The sequence below is a fragment of the Algoriphagus vanfongensis DSM 17529 genome (genome assembly GCF_000429465.1).
Taxonomy (GTDB): domain Bacteria; phylum Bacteroidota; class Bacteroidia; order Cytophagales; family Cyclobacteriaceae; genus Algoriphagus; species Algoriphagus vanfongensis.
On the sequence record NZ_AUBX01000009.1, the window covers coordinates 175,698 to 193,396 of the forward strand.

General features: G+C 43.6%; 16 protein-coding genes. 4 read left to right on the plus strand and 12 right to left on the minus strand.

Going from position 1 to position 17,699, the window contains the following annotated elements; translation table 11 throughout:
• Nucleotides 1–4 precede the first annotated feature (4 nt).
• The 6 genes from G460_RS21255 to G460_RS0101980 form a co-directional block, all read right to left on the minus strand.
• Nucleotides 5–1,543 (minus strand): M20/M25/M40 family metallo-hydrolase, encoded by a 1,539-nt coding sequence (locus tag G460_RS21255; RefSeq protein WP_035463747.1) that lies wholly within the window; start codon nucleotides 1,541–1,543, stop codon nucleotides 5–7.
• Nucleotides 1,544–1,577: 34 nt separating this feature from the next.
• The gene (locus G460_RS0101960) at nucleotides 1,578–2,042 is read right to left on the minus strand and encodes a nuclear transport factor 2 family protein (RefSeq protein ID WP_026953792.1); all 465 of its coding nucleotides are present in this window, start codon (nucleotides 2,040–2,042) and stop codon (nucleotides 1,578–1,580) included.
• A 70-nt stretch (nucleotides 2,043–2,112) separates the two neighbouring features.
• A complete protein-coding gene (locus G460_RS23140) occupies nucleotides 2,113–2,334 on the minus strand; it encodes a hypothetical protein (protein WP_026953793.1) in 222 nt (73 codons plus the stop codon).
• A 175-nt stretch (nucleotides 2,335–2,509) separates the two neighbouring features.
• Nucleotides 2,510–3,259, minus strand: coding sequence for an NYN domain-containing protein (locus G460_RS0101970; RefSeq protein ID WP_026953794.1), 750 nt, complete (start codon nucleotides 3,257–3,259; stop codon nucleotides 2,510–2,512).
• Nucleotides 3,260–3,379: 120 nt separating this feature from the next.
• Nucleotides 3,380–4,267: a dienelactone hydrolase family protein gene (locus tag G460_RS0101975; RefSeq protein ID WP_026953795.1), complete on the minus strand. Its 888-nt coding sequence runs from the start codon at nucleotides 4,265–4,267 to the stop codon at nucleotides 3,380–3,382.
• Nucleotides 4,268–4,367: 100 nt separating this feature from the next.
• Complete coding sequence (locus G460_RS0101980) at nucleotides 4,368–4,829, minus strand: YehS family protein (RefSeq protein ID WP_026953796.1); 462 nt, start codon at nucleotides 4,827–4,829, stop codon at nucleotides 4,368–4,370.
• 113 nt (nucleotides 4,830–4,942) lie between these two features.
• Here G460_RS0101980 and G460_RS0101985 point away from each other — a divergent pair, with 113 nt between their 5' ends.
• Both G460_RS0101985 and G460_RS0101990 read left to right on the plus strand, forming a co-directional pair.
• Entirely contained in the window at nucleotides 4,943–7,117 is a 2,175-nt protein-coding gene (locus tag G460_RS0101985; RefSeq protein ID WP_026953797.1) for a B12-binding domain-containing radical SAM protein, read from the plus strand.
• Nucleotides 7,118–7,184: 67 nt separating this feature from the next.
• Nucleotides 7,185–7,748 carry a Pycsar system effector family protein gene (locus G460_RS0101990; RefSeq protein ID WP_026953798.1) on the plus strand — a complete coding sequence of 188 codons (564 nt, stop codon included), beginning with the start codon at nucleotides 7,185–7,187 and terminating at the stop codon, nucleotides 7,746–7,748.
• Between the two features lie 49 nt (nucleotides 7,749–7,797).
• Here G460_RS0101990 and G460_RS0101995 read toward each other — a convergent pair whose 3' ends face one another.
• The 6 genes from G460_RS0101995 to sdaAB all read right to left on the minus strand — a co-directional run bounded on the left by G460_RS0101995 (nucleotide 7,798) and on the right by sdaAB (nucleotide 14,961).
• On the minus strand, nucleotides 7,798–8,490 hold the full coding sequence (locus G460_RS0101995; protein WP_026953799.1) for an SIMPL domain-containing protein: 693 nt from the start codon (nucleotides 8,488–8,490) through the stop codon (nucleotides 7,798–7,800).
• A 123-nt stretch (nucleotides 8,491–8,613) separates the two neighbouring features.
• Nucleotides 8,614–10,833, minus strand: a complete 2,220-nt coding sequence (locus tag G460_RS0102000; RefSeq protein WP_026953800.1) for a heavy metal translocating P-type ATPase — start codon at nucleotides 10,831–10,833, stop codon at nucleotides 8,614–8,616.
• Nucleotides 10,834–10,911: 78 nt separating this feature from the next.
• A complete protein-coding gene (locus G460_RS0102005; RefSeq protein WP_026953801.1) occupies nucleotides 10,912–11,478 on the minus strand; it encodes an AraC family transcriptional regulator in 567 nt (188 codons plus the stop codon).
• Between the two features lie 127 nt (nucleotides 11,479–11,605).
• Nucleotides 11,606–12,916, minus strand: a complete 1,311-nt coding sequence (locus tag G460_RS0102010; RefSeq protein ID WP_026953802.1) for an efflux RND transporter periplasmic adaptor subunit — start codon at nucleotides 12,914–12,916, stop codon at nucleotides 11,606–11,608.
• A gap of 3 nt (nucleotides 12,917–12,919) precedes the next feature.
• Nucleotides 12,920–14,251, minus strand: coding sequence for a TolC family protein (locus G460_RS0102015; RefSeq protein ID WP_026953803.1), 1,332 nt, complete (start codon nucleotides 14,249–14,251; stop codon nucleotides 12,920–12,922).
• A gap of 32 nt (nucleotides 14,252–14,283) precedes the next feature.
• On the minus strand, nucleotides 14,284–14,961 hold the full coding sequence (gene sdaAB / locus G460_RS0102020; RefSeq protein ID WP_026953804.1) for an L-serine ammonia-lyase, iron-sulfur-dependent subunit beta: 678 nt from the start codon (nucleotides 14,959–14,961) through the stop codon (nucleotides 14,284–14,286).
• Between the two features lie 165 nt (nucleotides 14,962–15,126).
• Between sdaAB and G460_RS0102025 the strand changes: the two genes are divergently transcribed.
• Both G460_RS0102025 and G460_RS0102030 read left to right on the plus strand, forming a co-directional pair.
• Nucleotides 15,127–15,936 (plus strand): aminotransferase class IV, encoded by an 810-nt coding sequence (locus G460_RS0102025; protein WP_026953805.1) that lies wholly within the window; start codon nucleotides 15,127–15,129, stop codon nucleotides 15,934–15,936.
• Nucleotides 15,937–16,054: 118 nt separating this feature from the next.
• On the plus strand, nucleotides 16,055–17,698 hold the full coding sequence (locus G460_RS0102030; protein WP_026953806.1) for a sodium/sugar symporter: 1,644 nt from the start codon (nucleotides 16,055–16,057) through the stop codon (nucleotides 17,696–17,698).
• Nucleotide 17,699 lies beyond the last annotated feature (1 nt).

Here is a 17,699-nt window from a genome sequence, read left to right on the forward strand (position 1 = left end):
TTGTTTATTTTTTCTCTACCGGAACAGCATTCATAGGCTGGGTGAGAATACTGAGGATAGTTGTGATTCCCTCTTTATAATTGCCCAATCTGATGTTTTCATTGGGGCTGTGTTGGTTATTGTCAGCATTTACTGTAGGGATGGTCACAGCTGGTATACCGAGAGCATCTACAAACGGAGAAATCGGAATGCTTCCTCCAGAAATTCTGATCTGAATTGGATCTTGCTCAAAGGCTCTTTTCATCGCACTTCTCAACCAATCACCAATAGGAGAGTCCATGGGGGTACGGAAGGCTTGGTAAGAAATAGAATAATCCATTTTGACAATTTTCGGGAAACGCATCCTCTCTTCATCACTTGGGTCATGATCTACTATTTCGAACCCCTGTGATCGGATATGTTTTTTGATGAGATCAAACAATCTCTCAGGGTCAGACTCAGGGACCAATCTCATATCAAGTTCAGCCAATGCAGTTGCTGGTACGATCGTCCGTGCTTCAGCTCCCACCCAGGCAGATTGCATCCCTCGGATATTGAGAGAGGGATATTGAATACTTTCTTGGTAGGAATTTCCAACTTGATCTGTTCTCCCCAAGCCTAGGCGGCTTTGAATAGCTTTCTCATCATCCGGGACAGATCGCAGGATTTCCAATTCCTCGTCGGTAAGTGTAATCCCATCATAGAAACCTGAGATGATCACCATTCCGTCTTCATCTTTCATACTGGCAAGGAGCTGAGAAAGTAGCAATGCGGGATTGGGGGCATAGTTACCGTAGTGCCCGCTATGCTGGGGAGCCTTCGGACCATAGGTGGTCAATGTCATTCTAGAGATCCCCCTAGCTCCATAGCTAAGCGTAGGAAGGTTGGAGGTATGCCTCGGTCCATCCATGATCAGCATCAGGTCTGCTTGGAGCTTTTCTTGATGCTGAGCTACTGCTGTGGGTAAAAGTGGCGATCCTTTCTCTTCCTGAAAATCCAAGATGATTTTTATGTTATAGTCAGGGGATAGGTTTGCCGATGTCATGGCGTCCCATCCTGTCAGAAACATTGCAAAAGGTCCTTTGTCATCTGACGTGGATCTAGCGAATATTCTCCAATCTGGATCATAATTTTCTATCAAAGTGGAAATGGGCAATGAATCCCATGTTCCATTTTCAGCGGGTGATTTGAGGGATGGAATATATGGATCGGCCTGTTGCCATTTACTGGGATCCACAGCTTGACCATCTATGTGAAAATAGAAAAGTGCAGTCTTGCTGGCACCCGGTTGCTTTTTCTCGGCTAACAGCAAGGGAATCCCTCCCGTTTTCAGTCTTTCTGATTGCCAGCTTCTCTTAGCAAATTGATCTTCACACCATTGGATATTGATCTCAATCTGCTCTGGGTAAGTAGCGTCATTGGGCATAGACACGATTTCGGTCAGGAGATCAAGTCCATGGAGCCAGCTTTGATCGGTCAGTTGATCCAGCTGCTGTCTGCTTGGACTTTGCGCAAAGCCGAAAATTGGGAATAGGATGGTGGCAACTAGTATTGTTTTTTTCATTTGAGCGGATTAGGAAGTAATAATAGGTTTGAATTTAAAGCTCCTCATCAGGGATGGCCATTGTATGATTAGCTAAGAGTTGGCTGTTGCCGTCTTTCCAGACGTAGGTTCTCATAAAATGATACGTGGTAGGGCTTGGGCCTCTGTCTACTACAGTGATACCTGTCACTATTGCGGTGCTTCCAGATAAAATGACCGTAACTTCTCGAGATTCTCTTGACCGTGTAATAGAATTGGGGTTTGGGTTTTTATTTTGAAGGGCTTTTTGAGCTCGCTCTACTACCGTCGTCTTTGAGTCTGTCATGGAGTTGTGATTGTGAATCCATATAAAATCTTCTGCCAATAGTTGTTCTAAAAAGTCAGGGTTTGGATGCAGATTGGCCTCTTCCCAGGCCAAATCGAGTTGTCTGAGTGATTCTTTATCCCAAGTTTGCCCTGAGACCTTAAATGAAAAACAGGAAAAAGCGATGAAACACAGAATGTAGAAAGTATTCTTCATACAAGAGTTTTTTTCTTAAGTTCTAAAATTTCCCTGACTTTCGGTTGACTATTATTCAATAGCTCTTGGATTAATTGGTGCTGGTGTTATCGCTCCCCTTTTCAGTTCTAGGGATATCCTGCTCATTCAGGAGCTTGTTTGGGTCCGTACCTAGATTGAGGAGGTATTCGGAAATGGTTTCCGCATCGGGAGAAGTTTTAATAGGGTCGGGGTCACTACGCGAATTACAGGCCCTGAAAACATGAAGTGACAGAAAGCAGAAAAATGCTTGAAATGAAATAAGTCTTTTCATGGCGTATAGATTTTTGGTTATAGATCTATAGGCGACAAAAAGACTTGAAAGTGGTAATGAGAATTAAAACTTTTTGATTTTCTGAGATTTATATTGTCATCCGAAACACGTAGGATCTATAAATGAATTTCTGTCTATCCCGAAAGAATAGTATCAAGATGCTTACAAGCACCTACTATTTCAATTTGACCAGAGGGTAGTTGAGGCCATTGACTTCATTGCGAACCACTACATATTTGTCCAAACTCCGAAAGAGCTCAGTCAGATTTCTATAGCCATAAGATCGGGGATCAAAACTGGGATCTATTTTTCTCAAGGAGGCGCCGATTTTGGCGATATGGATTTCTTCTTCTTCATCAGAGGAGATTTCAAAAGCTCGGTCGATCAAGCGTAGATCCACTTGAGGCTGAGAACTCTTTTTGGGCGTTTCTGCTGGCAATACATTTTTCCTAGTAGAGCTTTTTTCAGGTTTTTTCTCCTCTTCCTCTTCTCCTAGATTTTCCGCAAATGTGAATATTTCGCATGATTGAACAAACGCCTGTGGGGTAATCCTACGGCCGATTCCCATCACAAACATTCCTTCTTCCCGTATTCTTTTGGCAAGTCCTGTGTAATCAGAATCCGAAGAAACAATGCAGAATCCATCTACCGAACTACTATGAAGAATATCCATAGCATCGATGATCAGGCTGCTGTCGGTAGAGTTTTTGCCAGTCGTATAAGCAAATTTTTGAATAGGATTAAAAGAATATTGATTGATGACATCTTTCCAGCTATTCATCTGGGGAGTGGTCCAGTCTCCATAAATTCTCCGAATGGTAGCTTTGCCGTATTTGGATACTTCTTCTAGGATTTCTTTGATCAGTTTGGCTTGCGCATTGTCTCCGTCAATCAAAACGGCAATGTTGAATTTTTTTTCTTGCATAAAAATGGGTGAGTTAAAAATTGATCTCTGCTCAGTATAAGCTTTCTCGCCTCCAAAAGGTTCGATGATTTGACAAAAGAAAAGGGCCAAACAGCCCTTTCTTCATATCATTTGATGGTTTTACTTTAGTTCTTCTTTGAAGAATGCGATAGTCCTATCCCAAGCCAAATTGGCTGCTGCTTCATCATATCGTGGCGTAGTATTGTTGTGAAAACCATGATTGACATCTGGATACATGTACATTTGATAGGCTACTCCATTGGCTTTCAAGACGGCTTCATAGTCAGGCCAGCCGGCATTGACTCGCTCATCCAGACCGGCATATTGGACCATCAGAGGAGCTTTGATCTGTGCGGCTTCTTCAGCGGAGGGTTGTCCTCCATAAAATGGGACCGAAGCTCCTAAATCTGGAAGTTTGACAGCCATCATATTGGAGATCCATCCTCCGAAACAAAATCCTACAACGCCGACATTTCCGTCGCAGTCAGGATGATTTTTAAGATAATGATAAGCAGCTATAAAATCCTCTAGCATCTCATCCCGATCTCTTTCCCGCTGCATTTCCCGCCCTTTATCATCATTGCCAGGATAGCCTCCCAGTGGCCATAGCGCATCTGGAGCGATGGAGATGAATCCCGCAACGGCACACCTTCTACCTACATCTTCGATGTATGGATTCAGGCCTCGGTTTTCGTGTACCACCACTATTCCAGGAGATTTGCCTCCTCCGGCAGGTTTGGATAAGAGTCCTCGGATTTCGCCGCCTCCTTTAGGTGAGTCATAAAACACATAGTCGGAACTTTGCATCCGCTCATCCTCTGGCAAAATAGTGGCAGTGGTCACATAGTCTGGCATCATGGTACTCATCAGGGTAGTGAGCGTGATGCCACCGACCGCATAAGCTGAAAGTTTCTCCATAAATACCCTTCGCTCCAGCTTATTGTGAGCATAGTAATCATACAGATCAAAAACCTCCTGAGGGATGTCTTTTTTATCTAATTTTTTCATGGGTTTAGTGATTGGTTGATTAGGGAATTTGATGAAAAATATACAAAATCCCATAGGATTAATGCCAAACCTATGAAAAGGATAGATTAATGGTAGTTTTCTACTGGCTTCTGAATTTTAGCTGGAGTCCCATGAGAAAATTCCTGAGAATCTGATCTTTACACTCCCGGTATTGGTGCTGGTCTGGTTTTCTGAAAAATGCGCTCAATTCATGTTTGCTGATGCGAAATTGCCTGAGTGCAAAAACATCCAACATGTCCGAGTCTTTCATCTCCAATGCTATTTTGAGTTTTCTCAAGACCTGATTGTTGTTGAGAGATTTCTCAGCAGGAGGGACTTGATTATCCTTCTTGCCTCTCTTGAGTATGATCAGACCATTAAGGAATGAAGCAAGCTCCTTGTCTACGAGTTTTTTGAATTCCGGATCTTCCTCGTTTTTTAGCCAGTTGCTGACCAGTTCCCGATTGACCTCCATTCCTCCTTCTTGAAAAAGATTGATCATTTCGAAATCATTGAAATCAAATGTGTAGCGGAGGGTTTTTAGGATGTCATTCGTGTTCATAGGAGTACAAAGGTACAAGGATTTTTAGGGGATCATTGCCGTATTTGCAGGGACTTGTAGCTGGTGAGCGGTTTTTATTCCTCTTTTTTAAGATCTTTGGGCAGCCATACCCCATGACCGTGACCAAAGTTCTCCTCATCACACCTCCATTTACACAGCTCAATACGCCTTATCCGGCGACAGCATACTTGAAAGGATTTCTAAATACGCTGGAAATTCCATCCTATCAAGCCGATTTGGGTTTGGAGTTGATATTGAAAATTTTCTCAAAACCCGGATTGGAAATCATTTTCAATACAGTAGGCGAGCAGATGGAGGATTTGTCTGAAAATGCTGCCAGAATTTACCGCTTGCGAAGGAATTATTTGCAGACGATCACCACGGTCATAGACTTTCTTCAGGACAAGAATCCAACTCTTGCCTACCGTATAGCTGAAGGTGACTATTTGCCGCAGGCTTCTAGATTTGATCAGCAAGATGATATGGAATGGGCTTTTGGCAGCTTGGGGATTAGAGACAAAGCGCGCTACCTGTCTACCTTGTATCTAGAGGATATCGGAGATTTGATTAGCGAAGCAGTGGATCCCAATTTTGGATTTAGTCGCTATGCAGAGCAACTTTCCATCTCTGCCAAGGTATTTGATGACTTATATGAGAAATTGCAAGAGCCAACTGGGCTTTTGGATCAATGGCTTTGTGAATTGCTAGAGGGTAAAATCAACTCTGCCCAGCCGCAAGTTGTGGCTTTTTCAGTGCCTTTTCCCGGCAATCTCTACGGCGCTCTCAAGTGCAGCCAATACCTCAAACAAGCACATCCTTCCTTGACTATCGTCATGGGAGGCGGCTATCCCAATACAGAATTGCGATCTCTGAAAGATCCTCGGGTGTTTGATTTCGTGGATTACATCACGTTGGATGATGGCGAAGCTCCATTCAAAGTTTTGCTCAGCCATCTGCAGGGACAAGCCGACAAGTCAGCGCTCAAACGAACTTTTTACAGAGAATCAGGAAAAGTAGTCTGGCAAAACAACTCTAGAGAACGGGACATAGCTCAGCGAGATACTGGGACACCGGATTATAGAGATTTGCGCTTGTTTGATTACTTATCTGTGATCGAAGTGGCTAATCCCATGCATCGACTTTGGAGTGATGGCCGCTGGAACAAACTTACCTTGGCGCATGGATGCTACTGGGGAAAATGTACTTTTTGTGATATCTCATTGGATTACATCCAGCGCTATGAGCCGATCAATGCCTCGATACTTTGTGATCGAATAGAGGAGATCATGAGCCAAACGGGGCAAAATGGATTTCATTTTGTCGATGAGGCTGCACCTCCTGCTTTGATGCGCGATTTGGCTATTGAGATTTTGAGAAGAGGACTATCAGTCACTTGGTGGACGAATATTCGGTTTGAAGCCAGTTTCACTGCTGACCTTTGCAGATTGCTCCGAGCATCAGGTTGTATAGCTGTCTCGGGAGGACTGGAGGTCGCTTCTGACCGTCTTTTGGATTTGATTCAAAAAGGAGTCACTGTCGCTCAGGTAGCTCAAGTGTGCAATCATTTTACCCAATCGGGAATCATGGTTCATGCTTATTTGATGTATGGTTTTCCCACCCAAACTGCCCAAGAATCAATTGATTCTCTGGAGATGGTCCGACAGCTATTCGAGACAGGCGTGCTGCAGTCTGGATTTTGGCACCGCTTTGCGATGACGGCTCATAGCCCGGTAGGTTTGCAGCCTTCCAAATTTGGTGTTTCAATTGCCGATCCAAGTTTGGGGAGTTTTGCAAATAATGAACTTAGTCATTTGGATCCTACTGGTGCCAACCATGATTTATTTGGTGAAGGGCTTCGCAAATCTCTCTTCAATTACATGCATGGCGTGGGCTTTGAAATTCCTGTTCAGAACTGGTTTGAAAGTAAACTTCCAGCCACATCAATCCCTGCAGATTACATTCAACAAAAGCTGAATGAAGAGTCCGGAGAGACTTACAAAGATTCCCGCAGGATACTTTGGATAGGGGAGCTACCTGAGCTTATCGAACTCGACGAAGACAACGTAGATTTGGTTTTTTCGGGGAAAAAAGAAGATTTCGCAATGGAATTACCAGCTGAGTTTGCAGCTTGGATCTATGAATTGCTGGAGCAGGTAAGCTATCATCAGCCTCTACAGCGACTGAAAAATAGTAAGCAGGCGTATGAAGAGGAATTTGGTGATTTTGAAGAATTGACCCAATCTGAAGTCTGGGAGATTTTGTGCGAACAGGGTTTGCTGATTTTTTAATTGGAACTGCTTCTCATTGATTTTGAAGCAATAATATTGTTATTTTCATGGGAAATAAGCGATTTCCATGGACGAACAATTAATCGGCAAAGTCTCAAAAGACAAGACATCGAGAGAAAGGCAGACTTTTTATCGGGTGACTTTCAACAACAATTCCCAGCTGCTAAAAATCGCTGACAACAAAGCCAACATTATCATCAGTATCAATGCTTTGGTGATTTCTTCCATGGCGGCTTTGATCGGGTATGGGTCTATCTCCAATCAGCTGGACAGCGCCAGTTTGATTGAGCATATCCCTCTTTTGCTGTTTGTTGTTTTCTCCTTGGCATCCACCATTTTCGCAATTCAGGCAGCCAAGCCAAAAATAGTGGGGAAACCGGGGCAAAGTTTGGATAATCCCTCCTTGATATTTTTCGGGTCCGTGTCTTACCTCCAAAAAGATCAATACATAGGATTGCTTAAAAAAACGATGGATTCAAGGGATGAAATAATGGAGCAAATGTCCACATCTCTGTATTATCAAAGCTTGGTATTAAATCAAAAATATAGACTCCTACGCTATGCCTATATGGCTTTTATGGCCGGATTTATTATCGGAGCGGTTACTTTTTTGCTCAAGCTGGTAGCTTAAAAAAAGCTGTCCCGAAAAGGTTATGCTTTTTCGGGACAGCCACTATGTTTTAATAGGTGAATTTGACAAAAACTCTTTTTCCAATTTTTTGATCATCAGGAGCAATGGTCATATTGGAGCTTTCAAATCTGGCATCAGCCATCATTTTTACCATAGGTTCTGGATAGCTAGGCTCTTGTAGTGATACATTATATACGCGAATATTACGAATTCCCAAGGTCTCAGCGATGAGGCTGGCTTGAGATTGTGCGTTTTTCAAAGCTTCAGTCAAGAGGGTGTTTTCCAGAGAAAGTCTCGTGGCCTCGGAGACCCTGAATTGCAGATTGAAACTCATATCTCCAGCTTCTTGAATAGCTTCTGATATTTTCTGCAAATCTTCATTTTTACTGTTGGTGATGACTTGAAGTGACTGTCGTGCCACATAGCCACTGTCCCGAGAGACTCCACTTCTGTAGATTCTGTTGAGATCTACAGAGTAATTGTCCGCTACAAGTTTGTAATCCTTGATTTTGGCTTTTTTTAGTTTATCTGCCAAGAGCTCTGTTTTGGTATTGAGCATTTTGGTGGCTTCGGCGACCTTCATTGCTTTTTCTTCTAGCTGAATATAAAATACAGCTTCATTGGGTGCTATGGACCGCTCTGCATAGCCATGTACTTCGATGAGTGGTACTTGCTGGACTTGCTGCGCCTGTAGTGCGACTACGAAGCCCATACTGAGGATGAATGTCAAAATAGCTTTCATATATCTATTGGTTTTTAGTGATTATACAGATTCAAAACGCAGTCCAAAAACAGAACGCTACCTGTAATTAAAGCCCTTTTTTATGGTTTTAAGGAATTTTAGGAAATCCTCTAATAAAGCTAATCAAATCTTTTTTCGCTTCAACCGGAGGCTATTTGCCACCACCGAAACGGAACTGAATGCCATCGCTGCGCCAGCTATCATCGGGTCCAGCAGGAATCCATTGATGGGATAGAGGAGGCCTGCAGCGAGCGGGATTCCGATCAGGTTGTAGATAAAAGCCCAAAAGAGATTTTGCTTGATCCCATTGACTGTCAGCTTGGAGAGTTGGATTGCCTGAGGGATTTTTTCAAGATCGGACGTGATCAAAGTGATCTTTGCCACATCCATTGCAATATCAGATCCATGTCCCATAGCGATGCTTACATCGGCTTGCGCCAGAGCTTCGGAATCATTGATGCCGTCTCCGACCATGGCTACGATCTTGCCTTCTTTCTGGAGTTTTTTGACAAAGTCGGATTTATCAGAAGGCATGACTTCCGCTTGGTAATTTTTGATCCCAACTTCTCTAGCCACAGATTGGGCAGTAGTTCGATTGTCTCCGGTGAGCATGTAGACCTCGATGCCCATCTTGTGGAGGTGGGAGATAGCCGATGCGGAACTTTCCTTGATCTGATCCTGAATACCGATGACTGCTAGGAGATCCTTTCTGCTGCCAAAGTAGACCACTGTCTGGGCTTCCGATTCCCATTCCTTGGCAAGTTCTTGACAGTTTGTTGGTATTTCTGTCTGAAAATCTTCGGCAAGCTTGCGATTACCAATGAAAAACTCTTCTCCTTCGAAACTAGCTTTGACACCTTGACCGGTAATGCTTTCTATCTGTTCGATCGCCTGTGCTTGTACCTTTTGGCCTTTTAGATGCGCCACCACTGCCAAAGCCAAAGGATGCTCTGATTGGTTTTCCATGGACAGGAGGATGGAAGCAAAACGTTCTTGAAGAGAGTCCTGAGACCATTTGATGGCTTTTACAGTTGGTTTTCCTTGAGTGATGGTACCTGTTTTATCTAAAATGACCGCATTTACTCGATGTCCCAATTCCAGACTTTCGGCATCCCGGATCAAAATATTGTTTTCAGCACCTTTTCCCATTCCTACCATGATAGCAGTCGGAGTAGCCAGACCCAAAGCACAAGGACATGCAATGACCAGTACCGCTATGGAGGTAAGTAGGGCATGGGTAAAAGCATTTTCGCCTCCCAAACTGATCCAGGCAATGAAAGTGACAAGCGCAATACCAATGACAGTTGGTACAAAAACAGATGCGATTTTGTCCACCAATTTCTGAACAGGTGCCTTGCTACCTTGGGCCTCCTGGACACGCTGGATGATCTGGGACAGCAGAGTGTCTTTTCCTACTTTTTCTGCGATGAACTGGAAACTTCCTTTTTGATTGATCGTCCCTGCAAATAGCATGTCTCCAGGTTTTTTCTCCACTGGAATAGGTTCTCCACTGATCATACTTTCGTCGACATAGGAGCTCCCCTGAGTCAATTTTCCATCGACCGGTATTTTTTCTCCAGGTTTCACGAGAATCTGATCACCTAGCTGGACCTGATCGATGGAGATTGTTTTTTCACCATCTTTCCCAAGTATCGTCAGTGTTTTTGCCTGTAGACCGATTAATTTCTTGAGTGCCGAACTGGTATTGGATTTGGCTTTTTCCTCCAGCATTTTTCCAAAAGAAATGAAGGTGATGATGACGGTGGCGGCTTCATAGTAGACATGAGGTTCCAGTCCTTTGGAAAGCCAAAATTCCGGGAAGAGGGTATTGAACAAACTGAATAAAAACGCAATGCCGGTACTCAAAGCAACCAAAGTATCCATGTTGGCCTTGCCGTGTTTGGCTTGCTTCCAAGCGTGGATATAAAAGTCCTTTCCGAAATAGAAAAGTACAGGAATCGTCAGCGTCAAGGAGATCCATTTTCCAGGTTCCCAATGCATAAAAAACATCCCGATGACAAATATGGGGAGAGTTAATATTGCGGCTCCAATCGTTTTGCGTTTGGTAGCTTCATATTTTTTATATTGCTCATCCTCAATAGTTTCATTGATGTCTTTCGAATCTATGATCAAGCCATATCCGATATCGGTCAGGGCTTGATTGAGTACATCAGGACTGGTGGATGAATCATATTCGATTTGGACTGTATTCGTGGCGAAATTGACTGAAGCTGCGTGAACTCCATCCGTATGAGAGAGAATAGTTTCGACACTGGAAGCGCAGCCTGCACAAGTCATCCCGGTGACAGGAAAAGTCCGGTTTTCAACTGGTTCATTTTTCATACCCAAATCTCCCTATTTTCTGGACGGAAAATCTTATAGAATTCCAGATGATCTTTGTAAGATTTTGACGGGAGGGGATTAGATCTCGTCCAGAGATTTTCGACTCGGATGCGATAGTTTTTTAAATTCACTCGGAGTCATTCCTGTTTCTTTTTTGAATTGGGAAGAAAGATAGGCGACGCTGCTGTATCCCATCTGATGGGATATTTCGGACAGGTTCAATTCACCATAGGAGAGGAGTTCTTTGATTTTTTCCACTCGTTGCTTGGTGATGAATCTTTCTATCGTGATCCCTTCTACTGTTGAAAACAAGCGACTCAGGTAGGAATAGTCGTGCTGGATGTTTTCGGAGATAATCTGTGAAAAATTAGAGTTTCTCTCTCGGTCAAGTTGCTGAATCTCCTGAATGATCAAGGCTTTGATCTGAGCGATATATCCAGCGCTTTTGTCCTCCAAAAGTTCAAATCCCGCAGCTTTTAAATCGGAAGCTAAGGTTTGCAATTTTTCCTCGTTCAACGGGTTTTCCAACTCGATGGCACCCAGTTGGACTTGAATGGCAGGAATCTCATGCTTTGCAAGCAAATCCTGCACAGCGGCGATGCATCGGGGGCAAACCATGTTTTTGATTCGAAGAAGCTGACTCATAGTTGTAAGTAAGGCTTTGGGCTAAAACTAATTGAAAGGAGGGAGAACTTCCCACAAATTTCTAAGGTAATAGAAACAAAAAACCTCAACGTTTCAGTTGAGGTTTTGTTTGTGTTTTAGTCTTGGATTATTTTGCTCCAGCAGCTGTCGGTGCGTTTGTCTTATTGACTTTGGTCCCATTTTCAAGCTCCTTGCTTACTACGAAGTAGGGTCCTGAGATTACCTCTTGACCGTCCTGGATGCCTTCTAGGATTTCGATGTTTTGGAAATCAGAAATACCGGTTTTCACAGTTACCATTTTGGCTTCACCATTTTCCAATACGTATACTAGTTCTTTCATTTTGGTCGTGCCATCAGATAGTGTATCGAGTTGATTCTCTCGGGTAGTCACTGCTGAAAGAGGAATAGAAAGCACATTGTCCTTCTGAGTCGTAATGATCTCCACGGAAGCGGTCATCCCAGGTCTGAAAGGATATTTGTTGCCTTCAGCGACCAAGTCTGCGTACGAGCTGTTGAGAATTCTGATTTTCACCTCAAACTCTGTAACAGCATCTGTCGACGCTTTTGCATTGGCTGTATTGGCGATGCTGGTGACGATTCCTTTGAATTTTTTCCCTGAGAACGTATAAGCATCCACATCGATGATCGTCGTGTCACCTTTGCTCAATCGCACAATATCATTCTCGTTTACATTGACACGTACTTCCATTTGAGACAGGTCAGCGATGGTCAGCATCTCGGTACCTGCCATCTGCTGTGTACCTACTACACGTTCGCCTTTTTCTACCAAAAGATTGGATACAATGCCATTGACAGGAGAATACACATTTGTCAATCGGAGGTTTTCTGCAGCCTCGTTGACAGATGCCTGCGAACTTTTCACGACGAATTCAGCTGCAACTACATTTTGTTTGGCAGCTTCCAAATCCTTCTGAGCAGTAATGTAGTCTGCCTGAGCTTGCTCATAATCAGATTCAGATATGGCCTTTTCTTCAAACAATTTTTGCTGTCTATTGTAGGTTAGTTCAGATCTGGTAAACTGTGCCTCGGCTCTTTGCAAGCTTGCTTTTGCTTGTGCCAAGTTAGCTTGCTGCTGGTTGAGGTTTGCATTGCTTCTGTCCAGTGCCGAGATGAAGTTATCAGGTCTGATTTTGACCAAAAGTTTTCCTACCGCCACAGAGTCACCTTCGGCGACGTTGAGTTCGATGATTTCACCTGCTACGTCAGGGCTGAGGTTGACTTCGATTTCCGGTTGGATTTCCCCAGATGCACTCACTTTTTCGATGATGGAGTTGCTGCTGGCTTTGGTGGTCTGGATATCGATGACATTTTCACCTCCGATCCATCCCATAGATCTGCCTATCACTGCGAAAATAATGATGACACCTACGGCACCTAAAAGATAATATAAGAGCTTGTTGGATTTTTTGTTTGCCATGGTTTAGTTGAGATTGAGGGGATTACCCAGATAGAAATCTAAAACTTTTACTCTGAAAATATAAGTGTACTTGTCATATGCCAACTGAGACTGAGCACTGAACAAGTTATTTTGAGCTACTTGGAAATCGGTGTAGTTGATAGCTCCCAAGTCAAATCGTTGCTTGGCAATTCGGAAGGACTCCTCCAAACTTTGGACTCTACTTAGGGATGCTTCGTAGGATTGCTCGGAAGCCATTGCATTATTATAAGCAGTTTCTATGTCCTGGCGTAGCTGGTTTCTAGTTTCCAACTCGGTGATTTCTGCCAGTTTCTGCTGCACACGAGCTCGCTGCACAGATGCTTTGTTGGCCAATCGTGAAAATAGAGGGATGTTCAGCTGGATTCCAGCAGACTGAGAAAAGTTGAAATCTATCTGATCCTTGAAAGGCTCATCGTAAATGTCTACATAGTTGGTGCTCAAGTTGGCCCCAACTCCCAAGGTAGGATAGAAGCCACTTTTTGCAATCTTCACACCTTGCTCAGCGCTTTCGATTCCGATTTGTGCGGCTTTGATTTCAGGCATGATTTCCAGCGCTGTGCCGTAGATGGAGGCTGAGTTTTCAGAAGTCATAAATGCATCATCGACTGAAAGGTCTGGATTGACGATCTGAAAATCAGAGGTGTACGGTATCTGAAGAGCCTGTGCTAGGCTGAGCAAGGAACCATTCAATGTCGCTTGCGCATTGATCAGATCTACCCGGTTGGTCGCTAGCTGAGATTCCAAATCGAGCTGATCGGCCAAGGGAAGAGAACCAGCATCTACCAAAACTTTGGTTCTTTGGAATTGCTCCTGAGTCGTATTGAGTTGGTTTTGGCTGATTTTGACCTGCTCTTGATTGAAGACCACATTGACATACAGGTTGATCACATTGAGAATGATCTGGTTTTTTGTAGCCTCAATATTAAACTGACCTTGCTCAAGATCCAATTTGGATTGCTTGATGGAATTATTGATTCTTCCGGCATTGTAAAGAGTCAAATTGGAACTACCGAACAAATTGATGTTTCCGATCCGTTGAGTTTCAAATAAGTTGGTGGCCGGGTTGATCGAACGACCCCAGTTGAAGTTGGTCGCGCCACCTACAGAAAGATTGGGGTATCGGGCTCCTTGGTTTTGGAGCAAAGTAGCTTCCAATGTTTCCTGATTCAGCTCGCTTCTTTTGAGAGTCAGGTTGTTCTGAATAGCCAAATTGACAGCCGATTCCAGATCTAAGGGGCCGATTGGATTTTCTTGAGAAATAGCGCAAGTCACTATTCCCAAAGAGAGTCCTAAGCTCAGTAAAAGTTTCTTCATTTTTATTGGTTTTGAGCCTTGTCGATTGACTATTATAAGTCAATATCAGGGATATAAATTAATTCTTTGATCCAGCTAAGAGATCGTAAATACTCCAAGGTAATCGTTTTGATGCCAGAATCCATTTCTATGACATGGCAAGCCAGGTCATGTTTGCCCTTTCTGGAGACAGACATCGTGGCAATATTGGCTTTTTCCTGAGCGATCACAGACGAAATAAAAGCAATAGCTCCAGACACATCATCGGCTTTGATGATGAGTGTATGCATTTGTGCGGAGAAATTTGCCACGAAGCCATCCACTTCAGCAATATTAATCAATCCTCCTCCCAAACTCTCGCCGACTACTTCTACGGATTTTTCTCCTTTTCTCAAGTTGAGCTTGATTGTATTCGGGTGGTGTACTGATGAATTTCCGATGGATTTAAATTTGTATTGAAATCCCTCTTCTTCCGCCAGCTGCAGTGAAAGTTTGATTCGCTCATCGTCGGTTTTGAAATCCATCAAGCCACCCACAATTGCCCGGTCACTTCCATGCCCTTCGTAGGTTCTAGCAAATGAATTGTAGAAGACGATGGAGGCCTCGTCAGGCTTGCCTCCCAGCACCCTGATCGCAGCCCGGGCGATACGCACCACGCCTGCTGTATGTGAGGATGATGGGCCGATCATCACAGGTCCTATCATGTCAAAAATGCTACTTTTTCCAGCCATCGCCCGTCTTGTCCAATTTTAATGCTAATCTTAGGTAAAGCAATTATTCCTGCATAAAAATGATAATTATTGTTTGATTAAGTGAAATATTCACACTTCAATTCTAGAAATTTAAGAGTTTTCTAAATAGACAGTTTTCTTAACTGTACGGTAACGAACAAGTAAATGAGCGATTTCGGAACAGTCCTTTTCAAATCCGGCCAATCATCCGAATGGCTACCCAATTCTTCCGGACTATATCCGAATAGAGGAATGTATTTTGGGGATGGGCTTTTTGAGACTATGGTATATGACGGGCAAGACATTCGTTTTTTTGAATACCATTTGGAGCGGATTCGAGAGGGGTGTCAGGTCTTAGGTTTGGACGAGGGCCAGCTAGATCCCCGACAATTGCAAGAGGTAGTAATCAAGAGATCCAAGCAAACTCAAAAGCGAATCCGGTGGACCGTCTACAGGTCAGGAATGGGTAGGTATACTCCAGCCACAGACCAGCTGGAGCAAGTACTGCAAATCGCTCCATTCGTACCTGCACCCCAGCTCAAAGAAAATGCTGTTTTTTGTTCAGCTGTACATCTAGCTTACTCCAGTTTTTCCAAACTCAAAACTATCTCTGCTCTACCTTATGTATTGGCTGGCAAAGAAAAACTGGAGCAGAAGGCGGATGAAATCATACTCTGTGATTCAGCAGGAAATATAGCTGAGGCCGGTGCATCCAATATATTCTGGATCACTGGAAAACAAGTTTTTACACCTGCTTTGGAGGCTGGCGGAATCGCCGGAGTGAGTAGAAGGCTCATTCTTGAACATCTGGCTAAACTTGGTGTCAATGTGCAGATTGGCTTATTTCCTAAAGAAACTTTACTGCAAGCAGATCAGGTATTTACCAGCAATGTGACAGGGATAAGTATGGTCAAAAGGCTGGAGGATGTGGAATTTGATTGTGAAAGGCCTGATTTCCTTACGAATCTTCTTTGAAAAACAGGAAATCATCACTTGAGATCGAGACCTTTCAGTGAAAGTTTTATATTTAACGCTTTATTATTTATCACCTAGTCTTTTAACCAAAAAATTAATTCATAACCCAACCTAACCTATGCTCTTAGAACCTTTAGACTTAGCAGTATTTATAGGATACTGCTTGTTGATTGTGGGGATGGGCCTTTTTGTTTCTCAGGAAAAAAAGGGCCATGTCAAAAACTCCTCAGATTATTTCTTGGCCTCCAAGGCGCTCCCTTGGTGGGCTGTAGGTGCCTCTCTGATTGCATCCAATATCTCTGCGGAGCAGTTTATCGGAATGTCAGGCTCCGGATTTGCCTTGGGGCTGGCGATCTCTACCTATGAGTGGATGGCTGCTGCTACCTTGCTGGTGGTGGCAATATTTTTCCTTCCGGTGTATATCAAGAAAGGAATTTACACGATGCCGGGCTTTTTGCTGGATCGTTATGATTCTCGGGTCCGAACTACCATGGCCGTGTTCTGGCTTTTGCTTTATGTATTTGTCAACTTGACCTCTGTGCTCTATTTGGGAGCTTTGAGTTTGAATACGATTTTGGATGTGCCGATGGTTTATGGGATCATAGGTTTGGCGGCTTTTGCTATGATTTATTCCATTTATGGAGGTTTGAAAGCGGTAGCATGGACTGATGTAGTTCAAGTGGTTTTCTTGATTTTGGGTGGTTTGGCGACTACCTATATTGCGCTGCAAATGGTCGGCGGAGGGGACGTTTGGGAAGGGATGAGCTTGCTTCGTAAAGAGGTTCCCGGGCACTTTTCTATGATTCTGTCCAAAGGTGAAATGATGATCCCAGATGGTCAGGGAGGAGAAAGAGATGCGTATCTGGATCTGCCGGGACTGAGTGTCTTGGTCGGAGGGATGTGGATCACAAACTTGAGTTATTGGGGTTTCAACCAATATATCACCCAAAGAGCGCTGGCGGCAAAAAGCCTGGATGAAGCTCAAAAAGGGATGATTTTCGCAGGCTTCTTGAAGTTGTTGATGCCATTGATCGTGGTCATTCCTGGCATTGCTGCCTTGGTTATTGTCAATAATGGGATGGATACGGGCTTTATCGATTCGATGAAAGATCCTGTGACAGGATTGGTCAAGTCTGACCGCGCCTATCCGACCTTGCTTCAATTGCTTCCAGTTGGTCTGAAAGGACTTGCTTTCGCAGCTTTGACTGCGGCCATCGTATCTTCGTTGGCTTCCATGGCTAATAGTACTTCGACTATTTTCACAATGGATATCTATACGAAGTATTTTGGAAAAAATGCCTCGGAAGTGAAGCAAGTGAGAGTGGGACGAATCACTGCTTTGGTTGCTTTCGTGATTGCGGCAATTGTAGCACCTGCTTTGGGACAGTTGGATCAGGCTTTCCAGTTTATCCAAGAATATACTGGCTTTATTAGCCCAGGTGTATTTGCCATTTTCTTCTTTGGGGTTTTCTGGAAAAAAACCACTTCCAATGCAGCGTTGGTAGGAGCGGCTTTGAGTATTCCTTTGTCAGTGGTTTTGAAAATAGCCTTTCCTGACCTACCGTTCATTGATAGAATGGGTGTCGTATTCTTGATTTTGGCTACTCTCATGATTGTGATTTCTCTGGTAGAAGGAAAAGGAAAAGATCATCCAAATAGCATCGAAATCAACAAGGAGCTATTCCGTACCAGTACTCAGTTTAAAATCGGTGCATTTTTGATTGCGGGCATCACGGCCGCATTGTATATAATCTTTTGGTAAG